Below are 15,519 nucleotides of genomic sequence, written 5' to 3'. Positions count from 1 at the left end.
GGCAAGGCGGCCGGTCACAGGCGCAGCGGCATCACCACGTGGCGGCTGCGATCGCTGTCCTTCTCACGCACCAGCACCGAGGAATTGGCGTCACGGAGGTTCAGGACGACCGACTCGCCCTTCAATGCAGCAAGCGCATCCAGCAGGTAGGTGACGTTGAAGCCAATAGCCAGACCGTCGATACGGGTGTCGACCTCGAGCTCTTCGTGGGCCTCTTCCTGCTCCGGGTTGTGCGCGACGATGCGCAGCAGGCCCGGTGACGCCTCGAGCTTCACGCCACGGAACTTCTCGTTCGAAAGGATGGCCGCGCGCTGCAAGGCCGAGCGCAGCACTTCGCGGTCCAGCTCGACGGTCTTGTCGGCGCCGATCGGGATCACCGCTTCGTAATCCGGGAAACGGCCGTCGATCAGCTTGGTGGTGAAGCTCACGTCCTCCCGGCGCAGGCGCAGGTGGTTGCGCGCCAGCTCGAGCTCCACGAGGCGGTCGCCGCCTTCGAGCAGACGCTGGAGCTCCAGAACGCCCTTGCGCGGCACGATGATCTGGCGCTTGGTGCCGGTGCCACCGGGCAGGGCGGCTTCGCAAAGCGCCAAGCGATGGCCGTCGGTGGCCACACAGCGCAGCGAATCCCCGCGCAGGTCGAACAGCAGACCATTGAGGTAGTAGCGGACGTCCTGCTGCGCCATGGCAAAGGCGCTGCGTTCGATCAGGTCCTTCAGCAGGGCTTCGGAGAGCGACACGCGCTCGACGCCTTCGAGGGCATCGACGGACGGGAAGTCATTCGCCGCCAAGGTCGCCAGGGTGAAGCGGCTGCGACCGGCCGACACAGTGGCCTTGTCGCCGCTGACGACCACGGTCACGCGGCAACCGTCCGGCAGGGCACGGACGATCTCGAACAGCTTGCGCGCCGGGATGGTGGTCTCGCCGTCCTCGGCGTCCTCCACCACGGCCCGCGCCACCATCTCGACTTCCAGATCGGTGCCGGTGAGCGACAGCTCGACGCCGCGCACTTCAACCAACAGGTTCGACAGGACGGGGAGGGTCTGGCGGCGCTCCACCACGCCAACCACTTGCTGGAGGGGCTTCAGAAGGGCTTCGCGTGACAGGGAGAAGCGCATGCGGTCGGGGCCTATTTCCGTCGTTGGATAAATCTATCAATGGTGGTGGTAGAGGCCGGGGAAAACGCTGAAGAACTTTCCAAAGCCTTGATTCTGTTCAACTTTATCGAGGAAACGCTGTGGGGAACCGGAAGAACAACCGTGTGGATAACGGTGGGCAACGCAGACGGCCTTCAAGTTGTCCCACGTTGTCCACAGGCTGTGCACGGCCTGTCGACGGCGTTTCCCGCTCCCTCACTCCGTCAGCTTTCGCACCAGCTTGTCCCAGTCCTCGCGCAGCTTGCCGTCGGTCTGCATCAGGTCGCGGATCACCCGGCAGCCATGCAGCACCGTCGTGTGGTCGCGGCCACCGAAGCCATCGCCGATCTCCGGCAAGCTGTGCTCGGTGAGCTCCTTGGCCAAGGCCATCGCCACCTGGCGCGGGCGCGCCAGCGAGCGGGTCCGGCGCTTGGACAGGAGGTCCGCCACGCGCAGCTGGTAGTAGTCTGCCACGGCCTTCTGGATGTTCGGGATGGAGATCGCCTGCTGCTGCGCGCGCAGCAGGTCGCGCAGCGTTTCCTGCGCGAAATCCACCGTGATGGGCTTGCCGAGGAAGTTGGCCCGGGCCGCCAGCGTATTGAGCGCGCCTTCGAGGTCGCGGACGTTGGAACGCATGCGCTTGGCGATCACCAGCGCGACCTCGTCAGGCAGCGCCACGCCGCGCGCCTGGGCCTTGGCCCCGAGGATGGCGGCACGGGTCTCGAAGTCCGGCGGCTCGATCGCCACCGACAGGCCCCAGCCAAGGCGCGACTTCAGCCGCGGCTCGAGGTTCTCGACTTCGCGCGGGTAGCGGTCGCAGGTGAGGATGATCTGCTGCTTGCCGTCGAACAGCGCATTGAAGGTGTGGAAGAACTCCTCCTGCGTGGTGTTCTTGCCGGCGAAGAACTGGATGTCGTCGATCAGCAGCGCGTCCACCGTGTGGAACTGGCGCTTGAACTGGTCCATCGACTTCTCCTGCAGCGCCTTCATCATCGCGGAGAAGAACTGCTCGGAGCGCAGGTACAGCACGCGCATGCCCGGGTTGAGCTGGCGCATCAGGTTGCCGGCGGCGTGCATCAGGTGCGTCTTGCCGAGGCCGGTGCCGCCGTACAGCAGAAGCGGGTTGTAGGCGCGGCCCGGGTTCTGGGCCACCTGGAGGGCCGCCGACTTGCCGAGCTGGTTGCTGCGGCCCTCGACGAAGTTCTCGAAGGTGTACGCCGGGTCGACGTTGCTCGGGAGCTCGGGAAGGGCGGCACGCAGGGCCGCGGCCGCCGTTGGCGCCGGCGGGGCGGTGCCCGGCTCGCGGCCGGCCGCCGCGGGACGCGGGGCGCTGCCGACCGTCACCTGCACGCTCAGGGGTTCGCCGGCGTAATGGGCCAGCAGCTCGCGGATGCGCCCCAGGTAGCGCTCGTGCACCGTGTCGACCACGAAGGCATTCGGCGCATAGAGCGTGAGGCCGTCGGCGCGGACGTCGGCATGCAGCGGTTTGAGCCAGGTCTGGACGTCTTCGGCCGGAAATTCGGCTTCAAGACGCTCGAGACAGCGGGGCCAGGCGGATTCCATGGACAGTTTCAGTGGCGTATAGCCCACCCCCGCCTCCGTGGGGACGCGGCTGTGGATAAGTGGGATGGGTCGGCAGCATAGCGTCGCCGCCCCGGCCCGCCAAGCGCGGCGTCGCTTGACGGAGGCGGGTCCGGCGCGTAATCTCCCGCCTCTTTTCTTCCACCTACCGAGGTGACCCATGGCCACCAAGCGCACCTACCAGCCCAGCAACCTCAAGCGCGCCCGCGACCACGGTTTCCGTGCCCGCATGGCGACCGTCGACGGCCGCAAGATCCTCTCGCGCCGCCGCGCGAAGGGCCGCAAGCGCCTCTGCGCCTAAGCGATCCGGCGTCATCGACCGGCGCGCGCGGCGTGAGCGCCCGCTTTCCGGTCGAGGTTCGCGTCCGCACCGGGCGTGACTACCGCGACGCCTTCGCCGACAGCCGGCGCGTGAGCACGCGCCACTTCAGCCTCCATCTGCGCCTGCGCGATGGGGGCTTTTGTCGTTTGGGGATGGCGGTCAGCCGCAAGGTCAGCCCGGATGCGGTGGTCCGCAACCGCATCAAGCGCCAGGTCCGCGAGAGCTTCCGCCTCCGCTACCGCGAGTTCCCGGCCGGCGATTGCATCTTGGTCGCGCGGTCGGGCGCCGGGGCGTTGGACAAAGCCGCGCTCCGCAAGGACCTGGCCCTCCTCTGGGACCGACTGATCGCGTTGCCGCCGTCATCGCCCACCGGCACAATCCCTCGCCGTGACGCGGCCGCCGGGCTTGCTTCCGCGACGCCCGCACCCACCTCCCCTTCCGATACTCCTTCCTTATCCGCCCCCGAGGGCGCCCCTGCCCCGCGCCCCACGGCGTCGCCGGGCGAGTGAACGCATGAACCAGAACCGCGCTTTCCTGTTGTTCGCCTGGGTCGCCGTCGCGATCCTGCTGGCTTTCGAGTGGACCCGCTTCAGCACCACGCCGACGACCCCGCCGCCGGCGCCGGTCGCCGCTGTGGTCGCGGACGCCGGCAGCGCCGGGCTCCCCAGCCTGGCCGATGCGCCGAGCGCCGCCCCTGCGGCCGCACCGACGGCCGATGCCGCGTCGGGCTTGCCCACGGTGGCCGATACACCCCAGGCCACGCCCGTCGTCGCGGCGACGCCTGCCCCGGCCGCCGATGCGTCGGCTGCCACCGTCGAGATCCTCACCGACGTGCTGCGCCTGCGGGTTGATTCGGTGGGCGGCACGCTGGTGTTCGCCGAGCTGCTCGCCTACCCGCTTGACCAGGAGAACCCCGAGAAGGGCAACGTCATCCTGTTCGACCGCGAGCCCTCGCGCTTCGAGATCGCTCAGACCGGCTGGCTCAGCACGGCCACCGCGCCCGGTGCCGACGCGCGCTACGCCTTCGAGACCCCGGCTTCGACGCTGACGCTCGCCGAGGGCGCCACGTCGATCGAGCTGCCCCTGATCTGGCGTGACGCCGCCAGCGGCCTGACGGTCCGCAAGATCTACACCTTCACCCGCGGCAGCTATGCCATCGGCGTGCGCCATGAGCTGGTCAACGAAGGCAGCGCCGCGTTCACCGGCAACCTCTACCAGCAGCTGCTGCGCGTTCCGCCGCCGCCGCCGGCCAAGACGGCGATGTTCACCAATCCGGAGAGCTTCAGCTTCGTCGGCTCCGCCTGGTACAGCTCGACCGACCACTTCGAGAAGCGCCGGTTCGAGGACTTCGTCGAGGACGGCACGCTGGACAAGACCGTCACCGACGGCTGGATCGCGATGCTGCAGCACCACTTCGTGTCGGCCTGGGTGCCGCCGAAGGGCCAGCCGCAGGTGTTCTCGCTGCACGCCGTCGACGGTGGCCGCTTCGCCGCGCGCAGCGTCGGCCAGGCCGTGACCGTGCCGCCTGGTGGCAGTGATCTCGTGGAGCTCTCGCTGTGGGTCGGCCCGAAGCTTCAGGGCCCGATGGAAGCGGTGCACCCCTCGCTGCCCTTGAGCCTCGACTACGGCATCTTCAGCTTCCTCGCGCAGCCGTTGTTCTGGGTGCTGAACTGGCTGCATGGCCTGTTCGGCAACTGGGGCTGGGCGATCATCGGCATCGTCGTGATCCTCAAGCTGCTGCTCTACCCGGTGTCGGCGAAGCAGTACCAGAGCATGGCCCGCATGCGCGCCGTCGCGCCGCGCATCGAGCAGCTCAAGGAGCGGTACGGCGAAGACCGCATGAAGTTCAACCAGGCGATGATGGAGCTGTACCAGAAGGAGAAGATCAATCCTCTGGGCGGCTGCCTGCCGATGCTGGTGCCGATCCCGATCTTCCTCGCGCTCTACTGGGTGCTGCTGGAGTCGGTGGAACTGCGCCAGGCGCCGTGGATGCTGTGGATCGACAACCTCACCGCGCCCGATCCGCTCTTCATCCTGCCGGCGCTCAACCTCGCGGTGATGTGGGGCACGCAGAAGCTGACGCCCAGCCCCGGCATGGACCCGATGCAGAAGAAGGTCCTGCAGTGGATGCCGGTGATCTTCGGCGTGATGTTCGCCTTCTTCCCCTCGGGCCTCGTGCTGTATTGGCTCACCAACGGCGTGCTCGGCCTCGCCCAGCAGTGGTGGATGACGAAGCGCTACGGTGGTCCGACGACCCCGGTGGTCGCCAAGGCGAAGTGATCCGGGGCGCGCATCGCGAACCACCGACGAGGCCCGCGCAAGCGGGCCTCGTCGCATTCGCGCGCTCCTCCGCCCTCGTCGCCGCGCTAGGCTTCGTGCCATGAGCGAACGCGACACCATCGTGGCCGTGGCCACCGCGAACGGCGCCGCCGGTATCGGCGTGGTGCGCCTGTCCGGGCCGCGCGCGAAGCCCATCGCCGAGGCGCTGTGCGCGACGGAACGACCCTTCGTGGCGCGACAGGCCCGCTACGCCCGCTTCCACGATGCGGGCGGCGAGGTGATCGACGATGGGCTGGCGATCGCGTTCGACGCGCCGCGCAGCTTCACCGGCGAGGACGTCGTCGAGCTGCAGGGCCATGGCAACCCGCGCTTGCTTGCGCAGGTGGTGGCGCGCTGCCTCGCGCTTGGCGCGCGCGCGGCGCGCCCCGGCGAGTTCAGCGAACGCGCCTTCCTCGAGGGCAAGCTCGACCTCGCGCAGGCCGAAGCCGTCGCCGACCTGATCACCGCATCGTCCGATGCGGCCTTGCGCGCCGCCCGGCGCTCGCTGGACGGTGTCTTCAGCGCCCGCGTCGACGAACTGGTGGAGGCGCTCACCCTGCTGCGCGTGCACGTCGAGGCGGCCATCGACTTCCCCGAGGAGGAGATCGATTTCCTCGCCGCCCCCGAGCTGGCCGCGCGGCTGGCGCGCGTCGAGGCGCTGCACGGCGCGCTCCATCGCGATGCGGCGCGCGGCGTGCGACTGGTCGACGGCCTGCACGTGGTGATCGTCGGTGCACCAAATGCCGGGAAGAGTGCGCTGATGAACGCGCTGGCCGGCACCGAGCGCGCCATCGTCACGCCGATCGCCGGCACCACCCGCGACGTGCTGCGCGATGTGGTGCGCATCGACGGCGTCGAACTCACCTTGGTCGACACCGCGGGCTTGCGCGAGACGCAGGACGTCGTCGAGGCCGAAGGCATCCGTCGGGCCCGTGCCGAAGTGGCGAAAGCCGACCTCGTGCTGGCCGTGCTGGATGACCGCGAGGCCGAGGCCGCGATGGCGCGACTCCGCAATGAGCTCGCTGTGCCGTCGACGACGCCCGAGGGCCGCCCGCCGTCGCAACCCGCGATCCTGTGGCTGCACTCGCACGCGGATCTCACCCACGCTGCGAACCGCGAGGACCACCGCGACGACGGCCATCACCTGTGGATCGATACCCCGCGCGGCATCGGCCTCGACCGGCTGCGTGCCGCGCTGCGCGATGCCGCCGGTGCCGGCGAAGGCGCGGACAGCGGCGGCGCGTTCTCGGCACGCGCTCGCCACGTCGACGCCATCGTCCGCGCCGGTACGCACTTGGTCGACGCCGCGATGCAATTGCGCGCGCGACAAGGCGAACTGGCGGCGGAGGACCTGCGTCTCGCTCAGGATGCGCTGGGTGAGATCACCGGGCGGGTCAGCAGCGATGCGCTGCTCGGGCGGATCTTCAGCAGCTTCTGCATCGGCAAATAAGCGGCGTCGCGCCGCGTGCCGTTTACGGGAGCGTCCGCGTCAGACGTCGCCGTCGTTGCTCCAGCCTTCACCGCTGCCGCGGCTGAACACGCGGTCGGTGGCCAGCACCTCGCCCGCAGGCAGGGTCGGCTCGTTGGTAAGCCGCGCGTAGATCGGCGCGAAGTCCGGGCGCGTCGCGTCCATCAGCTGCTGGTAGCTGTCGATGACGAAGTAGGTCTTCTGGTAGGTGTCGATGCGGTAGCGCGTGCGCATGATCCGCTCGAGGTCGAAGCCGATGCGGTTCGGCGCCGGGCTGTCGAGGCAGTGGATCGACTCGCCCTTCGAGCTGAGGATGCCGGCGCCGTAGATGCGCAGGCCGGCGGCGGTGTTGATGAGGCCGAATTCCACCGTGTACCAGTACAGGCGTGTCAGCTGCGCCAGCGCCTCGGGCCCGAAGCCATGGGCGCGCACGCCGCCCTGGCCGTAGGCCTGCATGTAGTCGGCGAACACCGGGTTCATCAGCAGGGGCACGTGGCCGAACAGGTCGTGGAACAGGTCCGGCTCGCTGAGGTAATCCAGCCGCTCGGGGGTGCGGATCCACCAGGTGACCGGGAAGCGCTTGTTGGCGAGGTGCTCGAAGAACGTGAGCTCGGGCAGCAGGCCTTCCACGCCGATCAGCTCCCAGCCGGTGCGCGCGCGCAGCATGCGGTTGAGCTCGTCGAACTTCGGGATGCGGTCCTCGCCCATGCCCATGGCGTCCTGCGTGCGCAGGAATTCCTCGTCGGCGCGGCCCACCAGCAGTTCGCGCTGGCGGCGGAACAGCTGCGTCCAGACCGCATGGTCGGTGGCGCTGTAGGTCGACCAGGGCTGCTCGATCACCGCCGTGGTGTAGACCGGCACGCTGCCCTTGTCGGTCTGCAGGTGTTCGACGCGGCGGGGCTGGGCGTTCATGGCGGGTGACCGGAAGCAGGGGCGCCTATTGTGGCGCCGCACGGGCGCAACAGGCTTGCGAAGTTGCAGGAATCGGCCCCCATTGAGCAATAATCGTGCGCACGGCTTGGCAATGAGGAAACGAACATGCAGACGACGACGCTCGACCGCACCGACCTCGCCCTGCTGCGCGCCCTGCAGGGGGAGGGGCGGTTGAGCAATGTCGAGTTGGCCGAACGCGTGAACCTCTCGCCTTCCGCCTGCCTGCGCCGCGTGCAGCGGCTCGAGGCGGACGGCGTGATCACCGGCTACCGCGCCGAGGTTGATCCCTCGAAGCTGGGCCTGAACCTGCGCGCCTTCGTGCGCGTGCAGTTGAAGAGCCACGGTGCCGCCGACATCGCCCGCTTTGCCGAGAGCATCAACGGTTGGGACGAAGTGGAGCGCTGCCACGCGCTGACCGGCGACATGGACTACCTGATCGAAGTGCGGGTGCAGGACCTCGAGCACTTCTCGCGTTTCCTGCTCGACCGCCTGCTGGCCGGTGGGCAGGTGGCCGACGTCAATTCGAGCTTCGTGCTGCGGGCGGTGAAGTGAGCGGTCGGGCATGACTTCCGGCACCCCTCGCTTGTTCGGCGCGCTGCGACCATCACGGGCCTCCGCGCATCCTCCCCCGGAATGATCGAACTCAAGGACATCGCGCGCCGATACCGCACCGGCGGGCAGACGGTGAACGCCCTGGACGGCGTCGACCTCACCATCGAACGCGGCGAGTTCGTGGGCGTCACCGGGCCGTCGGGCTCGGGGAAGTCGACCCTGCTCAACGTTCTCGGCTGCCTCGACCGCCCCGACGCTGGCCACTACCTGCTGGAAGGCACGGATGTCGCCGGCCTCGATGACGGCCAGTTGAGCGACCTGCGCAACCGCCGCATCGGCTTCGTATTCCAGAGCTTCCACCTGATGCCGCGGCTGACGGTGCTCGAGAACGTGCTGCTGCCGATGCGCTTCTCGCGCACGCCTTTCGCCCACGACGTCGAAGCGCGCGCCCGTGAGCTGTTGGAGCGCGTCGGCCTTGGCGCACGGATGGCCCATCGGCCCTCGGAGCTCTCGGGCGGTCAGATGCAGCGCGCGGCGATCGCCCGCTCGCTGGTGCTCGACCCGGCCCTGCTGCTCGCCGACGAGCCCACCGGCAACCTCGATTCCAAGAGCGCGGCCGACATCCTCGCGCTGCTGCATGAACTGCACGCCGCGGGGCAGACCGTGGTGATGGTGACCCACGACCTGGCGCTGGCCGCCAGCCTGCCGCGGCAGGTGCGCATGAAGGACGGCAAGGTGGACGATGACCAGCGCCAGTAGGTCCCTGCTCCTCGCGATGGCGGCCCTGCTGCACACGGCCCCCGTCCATGCGCAGGCCGACGCGGCTGACGACGCGCGCCGCGTGATGCTCAGTGGCGTGGTGCGCTCCTCGGACGCCGAGACCATCTACGCGCCGATGTCGAACAGTTCGCCCGTCGTGCTGCGCCAGCTCGCCCCGGACGGCGTCGCCGTGAAGCCCGGTGACGTCCTCGTGCGCATCGATCCGGGTGCGGCCACCGCGCAGATCAACGCGCTGAAGACGCAGATCGCGCTGGCCAAAGCCCGCATCGACAAGGAGCGCGCCGAGCTCGACGTGCGCCGCGTCGACGCCGCACTCGCGCTGGTCGACGCCGAGGCCGCGCTGGCCAAGGCCGAAGTGGATGCGGCGATCCCGGCCGACTACCTCGCGCGCATCGATTACGACCGCTACCAGGGCGAAGCGGAGCGCGCCCGCCGCGAGATCGTGCTGAAGCGCCAGGAGCTCGCCAGCGCCGAAGCCGGGGTGCAGCGCCGCGCGCGCGACGGCGCGCTGGAAGTGGCCCAGCTCGAGGCCGACCTCGTGTTCGCCGAGCGGCAGATCGCCCGCGCCGAGCAGCGCGCCACCCGGGCCGGCACCGCGGTGTTCGGCTTCCATCCGTGGAATGGCCAACGTTTCGAAGTCGGGGCTTCGGCGAATCCCGGCATGGCCATCGGCGAAGTGGTGGGTGCCGGCGAGCTCGCCGTGCGCGCGTGGGTGCTCGAGGTCGATCGCCCTGGCCTGCGGTCCGGCCAGCCGGTGCAGGTGCGCTTCGATGCGCTGCCCGGGCGCACGCTGGCCGGGCGCATCGCCAGCATCGCCGGTGCGCCGGAGCCGAAGGCCGAGTGGGGCAGCGGCCGCTACTTCACCGTCGACGTCACACTTGAGGCGTCGGCCGGCCTGCCGCTCAAGCCCGGCATGAGCGCGCGCATCGAAGCCGGTGGCCCGCCGCCTGCGACCGCGTCGAACGCCGCGCCGCGCGCCGCCGTTGCGGGGAGCACCGCGGGCACGCTGCGCCTTGAGGGCGAGATCGCCGCGGCCCGCAGCGATGCCATCGCACCGCCGGCGGTCGAGAACCAGTGGCAGTACCAGGTGACGCAGATGGCGCCCGACGGTTCGCGGGTGAAGGCCGGCGACGTGGTGGTGGCCTTCGATGGCGCGGAAGTGCAGCGCCGCCTGCAGGAGGCCGAGAGCAAGCGGCGCGAGAAGCGCAGCGAACGCGAGCGCCTGCTGCTCGACCTCGCGGAGCGCGAACGCACCGAAGCGCTCACGCTCGAGGAGCAGCGCGCCGAGCGCATCAAGGCCGAGCGCAAGACCGAACAGCCGGCCGAGCTGTTGCGCTCGGTCGAGTACCGCAAGCTTGTTATCGATCGCACCCGCGCCGAGCAGCGCGATGCGCTGTTCGAGCAGCGCTACGCCGCCGGCCGCGCCCAGCGCGCCGCGGAACGCGTGCTGGTCGAGGCCGAATTGGCCCAGCTGGAGACCGAAGTGGCGACCCTCGGCCGCGCGGTCACCGAGTTGCAGGTGAAGGCGCCGCGCGACGGCATCCTCGTCCTGCGGACCGGTTGGCGCGGCGAGCGCTTCGAGGTCGGCAGCCAGGTGTTCATCGGCCAAGCTGTGGCCGAGATCCCCGACCCGGCGACGCTGCTCGTGCGCGCCACCGCGCCGGAGCGCGAGCTCATGCGCCTCGCGGTGGGCGCCAAGGCGCGCGTGCGCGTCGAAGGCGGCGCCGGCCGGCAGATCGACGCGCGCGTGACGCGCATCGGCAGCGCCGTGCGCAACAAGTCGCGCCGCCAGCCGATTCCGGTGATCGATGTCGAACTCTCGCTCGAGGGCGATACCGCGGGCTTGCGTCCCGGCCAGGCGGTGGGTGTCGAACTCGAAGCCACGGAGGCCGCGCCATGACGCGCTCCCTCCGCCTCGCAACGTTGTTTGCCGGTCTTGCCGCGCTGTCCGCCTGCGGCGACGCGCCGGAGGCGACCCCGGCGCTGGAAGTGCTGCAGCCCGCGCCGCTCGAACTCTGGGTGGAGGCCTCGGGCGAGCTCAAGGCGGCGAAGGCCACCAAGCTCGTCGTGCCGGGGCAGAACTGGGCGCAGCGCCAGCTGGTGTGGATGGTGCCCGACGGTAGCCCGGTGAAAGCCGGTGACGTGGTCGCGCGCTTCGGTGCCGAGCAGACGCAGCTCGAACTCGACAAGGCCCTGTTGAACCTCGAGCGCAATGCGCTGTCGCAGGCCTCCAAGCAGGCGGAGCTCGAGATCGGCGTGGGTCGCCTCGACGTCGACATCGCCCAGGTGCAGAGCCAGCTCGCCATCGCCTCGCGCTATGCCCAGGCCGACTTCGCGGCCATCGCGCGCAACGTGGTCCTCGACGCCGTGGCCGACGAGCGCTACCTCGGCGAGAAGCGCGAGGTGCTCGACTGGCGCAAGGACCAGAGCGCCGAGCGCGGCGGGGCCGAGCTGCAGGTGCTTTCCGCGCAGCGCGACACCGTGGCGATGGGCGTCAAGACGCGCGAGGACGACCTCGGCGCGCTGGAGCTGCGCGCGCCGCACGACGGCGTGTTCGTGCTGGCCACCAACTGGGGCGGCGAGAAGCCGCAGATCGGCGCGCAGATGTGGGCGAGCAATGACCTCGCCACCCTGCCGGACAGCCGCAGCCTCGAAGTCGAATTGAGCCTGCCGCAGATCGAGGCGCAGGTGCTGGCCGTCGGGCAGGCGGTCGAACTGCACCCCGCGGGTCGGCCGGAAGAGGCCTTCGAAGCGCCGATCAGCTGGCTGGCGAGCGCGCCGCGCGCGACCTCGCGCAACAGCCCGATCAAGTACCTCGCCTTCAAGGTCGCGGTGCCGACCGACATCGGCGCCCGGCACGCGTGGGTGCCGGGCCAAGCGTTTCAGGCGCGCGTGCGGCTGAAGTCGGCCGAGGCCGCCCTGAGCGTGCCGAACCTCGCGGTGCGCAGCGACGCCGGCCAGACCTCGGTGCGCGTCTGGGTGGACGGTGAAGCGCAATCGCGGCCGGTCACGCTGGGCGTGCGCGGACCGGCACGCTCGGAAGTGCTCGACGGCCTCGCGCCCGGCGACGCCGTGGTGCTGGCCGAGCCCGAACCGGCCACGGAGGCCACGCCGTGATCCGTCGCGAGATGCTGTTCGACCGCCTCGGCTGGCGCGAAGCCTTTGACGAGCTCTCGCGGCGCAAGCTGCGCAGTGGCCTCACCCTGCTGGGCCTCGTGTTCGGCGTCGGCGCCATCGTGGCGATGCAGGCCGTGGGCGAGGGCAGCCGTCGCGAGGCGCTTCGGCTCGTGGAAGGCCTCGGGCTCAACAACCTCGTCGTCGAAGCCAGTGCACCGACCGATGAAACCGCGCTGCGCGAACTGCGCGAACGCAGCCTCGGCCTCACCCGCGCCGACGCGGCCGCAGCGCTCGCCGTGGTGCCGGGGGCGCAGTCGAGTGCGGCCGAGAAGCGGCTGCGCACCGATGCGGTGGCCAGCGACCATGCGGCCTCCGACGCGCAGGCCGTCGGCGTGACGCCCTCGTTCTTCGCCCTCTCCTCGCTCGAGGTGGCCACGGGCCGGGCGCTGGAAGACTCGGACGAACGCCGCATCGCGCCGGTGGCGGTGCTCGGCCACCAGGCGGCACGCACCCTGTTCCCGGAAGGCGAGGCCGTCGGCCAGCTGGTGAAGGTGAACCACGTGTGGCTCGAGGTGGTGGGCGTGCTGGTCGATCGCGACCTGTCCGCCGAGGCCTTCGAAGGCGTGCAGCTGGGGCTTGAGACCAACCGCGTCTATGTGCCGCTCTCCACCGCGCTGACGCGATTCGCCAGCCCACCGCTGCAGGACGAGCTCGATCGCCTGCTGGTGCGCCTCGAATCGCCGGAAGGCATCGAGGCCGGAGCGCGCACGCTCTCGGCCCTGCTGCGCGAGCGCCATGCCGGTGCCAATGACTTCCGCCTCGTGGTCCCGGCTCAACTGTTCCGCCAGCACCAGCAGACGCAGCGCATCTTCCGCGTGGTGATGGGCGCCATCGCCGCGGTGTCCCTGCTCGTGGGCGGCATCGGCATCATGAACATCATGCTGGCCAACGTGCTGGAGCGGCGCCGCGAGATCGGCCTGCTGCGTGCGCTGGGCGCGCGCCAGGAGGACATCGTCGCGCGCTTCCTGCGCGAGGCCGCCGCGATCTGCGCCGCCGGTGCCGTGCTTGGTCTGGTGTTCGGTGCGCTGCTGGCCTACGCCATCGCCGCGCTGGCCGGTTGGCAGGTGGCCTGGGCCCCATTGCCGGTGCTGGGCGCGGTATTCGCCTGCACGGTCGTCGGCCTCGGCTTTGGCGTGTACCCGGCGCGACAGGCCGCGCAGCTCGACCCGATCGCCGCGCTGCGGACCGACTGAGCCTCAGCGCGGGCCGTCGTCGGGCCGCCGGAACGGCAGCACTGTGCCGCGATCGTCCGGCCGCTCGGGCCGCACCCACAGCACCGGCACCTCGCGCGGGCGCTCGGGTTCGTAGGCGGCCTCGTCCAGGGCTTTCGCCTCGGAGAGCGCTTCGGCCTGCAGCTCCTCGATCTCCCACGAATACAGCTTGCGCGGCGGTGGCGGGTCGCGGTGGCGCCAGACGTAGGCCGCGATGATCCCGGCCAGCGCGCCACCCGCGTGCATCTCCCAGCTGATCCGCCACTCGTGTGGCAACACTGTCAGCAGCATGCCGCCGAACAGCATCATTGCGATCATCGCCGCCACCACGGCCGGGCGGTCGCGGCGCAGCAGGGCCAGCGTGAACAGCGCGAAGAACAGGCCGTGCACCAAGCCCGAGGCGCCGAGGTGCACCGAGGGCCGGCCGATGAACCAGGTGAACACGCCGGCGCCCACCCAGGCCGCCAGCACGATGCGCCAGGCCGAGCGCGGGTACACCGTGCCCACCAGCGTGCCGAGCACCACGAGGCCCAGCGCGTTGGAGAACAGGTGGCCCCAGTCGGCATGCAGCAGCGGGGCCGTCACCAGGCCGACGAGGCCGGGCCCGGTCAGCGGCACCACAGCCCACGACGAGAGCGCGGGCCAGGCGATGGTGGCGATCTGCACGAGGCCCAGCAGCACCACGAACAGCAGCCAGCCGAACAATTGAGCGCGGACCCGCGCGCCTTGGGCGCGAGCCTGTCCGACCAGGTCGGGTGCGGTGACAAAGGTGTCCATCCCGCGAACATGGGGGCGGTCCCATCGGGGACAAGCGGCGCGGCACGCCCACCGGGCCTATCATCGTGCTTCTCCGGCGAGGCCCGCATGGAACTCGATCTGCGCACCATCGCCGTGCTGTCCACGGTGCTCAGCGTCCTCACCTTCATCGCCCTGGCCGCGGTGATACGCGACTTCCCGCGGGAGTCACGGGAGGAGCTGCGCTACTGGACCCTCGGCATCGGCCTGCTGGCCACCGGCTGGATGTTGATCGCGGCGCGTGGGCACGTCCCCGACGTGGCCTCGGTGGTACTGGGCAACCTCGCCCTGTTCCTCGGCTTCCAGAGCCTGCTTTTCGCACTCCGCGCCTTCCTTCGCCTTCCGGTGCTGCGCTGGCGCGATGCGCCGCTGCCACTGCTGCAGGTGGCGGTGAGCGTCGTTTTCTTCTGGATCTGGCCCAGCCTGACGGCGCGCCTGGTGCTGGGGGCGTTGCTCGTCGCCGCGGTGCTCGCCGAGTCCGCCCGCGTGCTCTGGATCCACGCGCCGCGTCCGCAGCCCATGGCCTACCACGTCGTCGGCGTCTCGATGGTGGCCGCCATGCTCATCCTGCTGGCGCGCGCCGTCGTGCAGATGAGCGCTTGGGGCGTCGACCACATGATGCAGGCCTCGGTGATGCAGAGCCTCGTCTTCACCTTGTCCAACCTTGCTCCGCTGGTGTCGACGCTGGGCTTCCTGCTGATGATCAACGAGCGCCTGCAGCGCGAACTTCATCGTCTGGCCATCGCCGACCCACTGACCGGGCTGGCCAACCGGCGGGAGCTCCAGCGGAGGGGCGACGCCCTGCTGCTCGAACCCGGCCGGAAGGTCGCCGTCGTCGCCATCGATGCCGACCACTTCAAGCACATCAACGACACCCGTGGGCACGAGGCCGGCGATACCGTGCTCGTCGCACTGGCCGAGCGCCTGCGTCATGCGACACGCGCCGAGGACGTGGTCGCCCGGCTCGGTGGCGAGGAGTTCGTGCTCCTGATGCCTGATACCAGCCTCGAGGAAGCGCATCGACGCGCCGAGGCCTTGTGCCGCGACATCGCCGAGACGCCGGTCGTTCTTGAGGATGGCCCCTTGTCGGTGACCGTCTCGGTCGGCGTGGTGGAGCGCGGCGACGCGGGCACGCTCGCCGGGCTGCTGCACGCCGCCGACCAGGCGATGTACGCCGCCAAGGCCGCGGGCCGCAACCGCGTGGTCGCCGCGGGCTGAGGGCCGCGTTCACCCTCCGGCAAGGGCCCC

At 70.2% G+C, this 15,519-nt stretch carries 14 protein-coding genes; 10 read left to right on the top strand and 4 right to left on the bottom strand.

Going from position 1 to position 15,519, the window contains the following annotated elements:
* Window positions 1-14: 14 nt before the first annotated feature.
* Both dnaN and dnaA read right to left on the bottom strand, forming a co-directional pair.
* A complete protein-coding gene (gene dnaN, locus ACIQ6S_RS05740; RefSeq protein WP_397572239.1) occupies window positions 15-1,115 on the bottom strand; it encodes a DNA polymerase III subunit beta in 1,101 nt (366 codons plus the stop codon).
* Window positions 1,116-1,349: 234 nt separating this feature from the next.
* Complete coding sequence (gene dnaA / locus ACIQ6S_RS05735; protein WP_397572238.1) at window positions 1,350-2,696, bottom strand: chromosomal replication initiator protein DnaA; 1,347 nt, start codon at window positions 2,694-2,696, stop codon at window positions 1,350-1,352.
* A gap of 178 nt (window positions 2,697-2,874) precedes the next feature.
* On the opposite strand from dnaA, the gene rpmH reads away from it, so the two are divergent.
* The 4 genes from rpmH to mnmE all read left to right on the top strand — a co-directional run bounded on the left by rpmH (window position 2,875) and on the right by mnmE (window position 6,805).
* Window positions 2,875-3,015, top strand: coding sequence for a 50S ribosomal protein L34 (gene rpmH, locus ACIQ6S_RS05730; protein WP_297865578.1), 141 nt, complete (start codon window positions 2,875-2,877; stop codon window positions 3,013-3,015).
* Between the two features lie 32 nt (window positions 3,016-3,047).
* Window positions 3,048-3,545 carry a ribonuclease P protein component gene (gene rnpA / locus ACIQ6S_RS05725; RefSeq protein ID WP_397607518.1) on the top strand — a complete coding sequence of 166 codons (498 nt, stop codon included), beginning with the start codon at window positions 3,048-3,050 and terminating at the stop codon, window positions 3,543-3,545.
* Window positions 3,546-3,549: 4 nt separating this feature from the next.
* Window positions 3,550-5,316 (top strand): membrane protein insertase YidC, encoded by a 1,767-nt coding sequence (yidC, locus tag ACIQ6S_RS05720; RefSeq protein WP_397607517.1) that lies wholly within the window; start codon window positions 3,550-3,552, stop codon window positions 5,314-5,316.
* Between the two features lie 100 nt (window positions 5,317-5,416).
* Window positions 5,417-6,805 carry a tRNA uridine-5-carboxymethylaminomethyl(34) synthesis GTPase MnmE gene (gene mnmE, locus ACIQ6S_RS05715; protein ID WP_397607516.1) on the top strand — a complete coding sequence of 463 codons (1,389 nt, stop codon included), beginning with the start codon at window positions 5,417-5,419 and terminating at the stop codon, window positions 6,803-6,805.
* A gap of 39 nt (window positions 6,806-6,844) precedes the next feature.
* Here mnmE and phhA read toward each other — a convergent pair whose 3' ends face one another.
* Window positions 6,845-7,735 carry a phenylalanine 4-monooxygenase gene (phhA, locus tag ACIQ6S_RS05710; protein ID WP_397607515.1) on the bottom strand — a complete coding sequence of 297 codons (891 nt, stop codon included), beginning with the start codon at window positions 7,733-7,735 and terminating at the stop codon, window positions 6,845-6,847.
* A gap of 126 nt (window positions 7,736-7,861) precedes the next feature.
* Here phhA and ACIQ6S_RS05705 point away from each other — a divergent pair, with 126 nt between their 5' ends.
* The 5 genes from ACIQ6S_RS05705 (at window position 7,862) to ACIQ6S_RS05685 (ending at window position 13,458) form a co-directional block, all read left to right on the top strand.
* Window positions 7,862-8,308, top strand: a complete 447-nt coding sequence (locus ACIQ6S_RS05705) for an Lrp/AsnC family transcriptional regulator (RefSeq protein ID WP_397572233.1) — start codon at window positions 7,862-7,864, stop codon at window positions 8,306-8,308.
* 81 nt (window positions 8,309-8,389) lie between these two features.
* A complete protein-coding gene (locus ACIQ6S_RS05700) occupies window positions 8,390-9,067 on the top strand; it encodes an ABC transporter ATP-binding protein (protein ID WP_397607514.1) in 678 nt (225 codons plus the stop codon).
* Window positions 9,051-10,988, top strand: coding sequence for an HlyD family secretion protein (locus tag ACIQ6S_RS05695; RefSeq protein WP_397607513.1), 1,938 nt, complete (start codon window positions 9,051-9,053; stop codon window positions 10,986-10,988). The genes ACIQ6S_RS05700 and ACIQ6S_RS05695 overlap by 17 nt, the downstream gene beginning before the upstream one ends.
* Window positions 10,985-12,205: an efflux RND transporter periplasmic adaptor subunit gene (locus ACIQ6S_RS05690; RefSeq protein WP_397607512.1), complete on the top strand. Its 1,221-nt coding sequence runs from the start codon at window positions 10,985-10,987 to the stop codon at window positions 12,203-12,205. The genes ACIQ6S_RS05695 and ACIQ6S_RS05690 overlap by 4 nt, the downstream gene beginning before the upstream one ends.
* A complete protein-coding gene (locus ACIQ6S_RS05685; RefSeq protein WP_397607511.1) occupies window positions 12,202-13,458 on the top strand; it encodes an ABC transporter permease in 1,257 nt (418 codons plus the stop codon). Before ACIQ6S_RS05690 ends, ACIQ6S_RS05685 begins: the two co-directional genes overlap by 4 nt.
* Before the next feature lie 3 nt (window positions 13,459-13,461).
* Here the strand turns inward: ACIQ6S_RS05685 and ACIQ6S_RS05680 are convergent, their stop codons facing one another.
* Window positions 13,462-14,253: a rhomboid family intramembrane serine protease gene (locus ACIQ6S_RS05680; protein ID WP_397607510.1), complete on the bottom strand. Its 792-nt coding sequence runs from the start codon at window positions 14,251-14,253 to the stop codon at window positions 13,462-13,464.
* 87 nt (window positions 14,254-14,340) lie between these two features.
* Here ACIQ6S_RS05680 and ACIQ6S_RS05675 point away from each other — a divergent pair, with 87 nt between their 5' ends.
* Complete coding sequence (locus ACIQ6S_RS05675; RefSeq protein ID WP_397607509.1) at window positions 14,341-15,489, top strand: GGDEF domain-containing protein; 1,149 nt, start codon at window positions 14,341-14,343, stop codon at window positions 15,487-15,489.
* The last annotated feature ends 30 nt before the right edge of the window (window positions 15,490-15,519 follow it).

Source organism: Silanimonas sp. (assembly GCF_044377035.1).
Lineage (GTDB): Bacteria > Pseudomonadota > Gammaproteobacteria > Xanthomonadales > Xanthomonadaceae > Silanimonas.
Note: the sequence above shows the minus strand (reverse complement) of the source record. Positions and strands in the feature narration are given on the sequence as shown.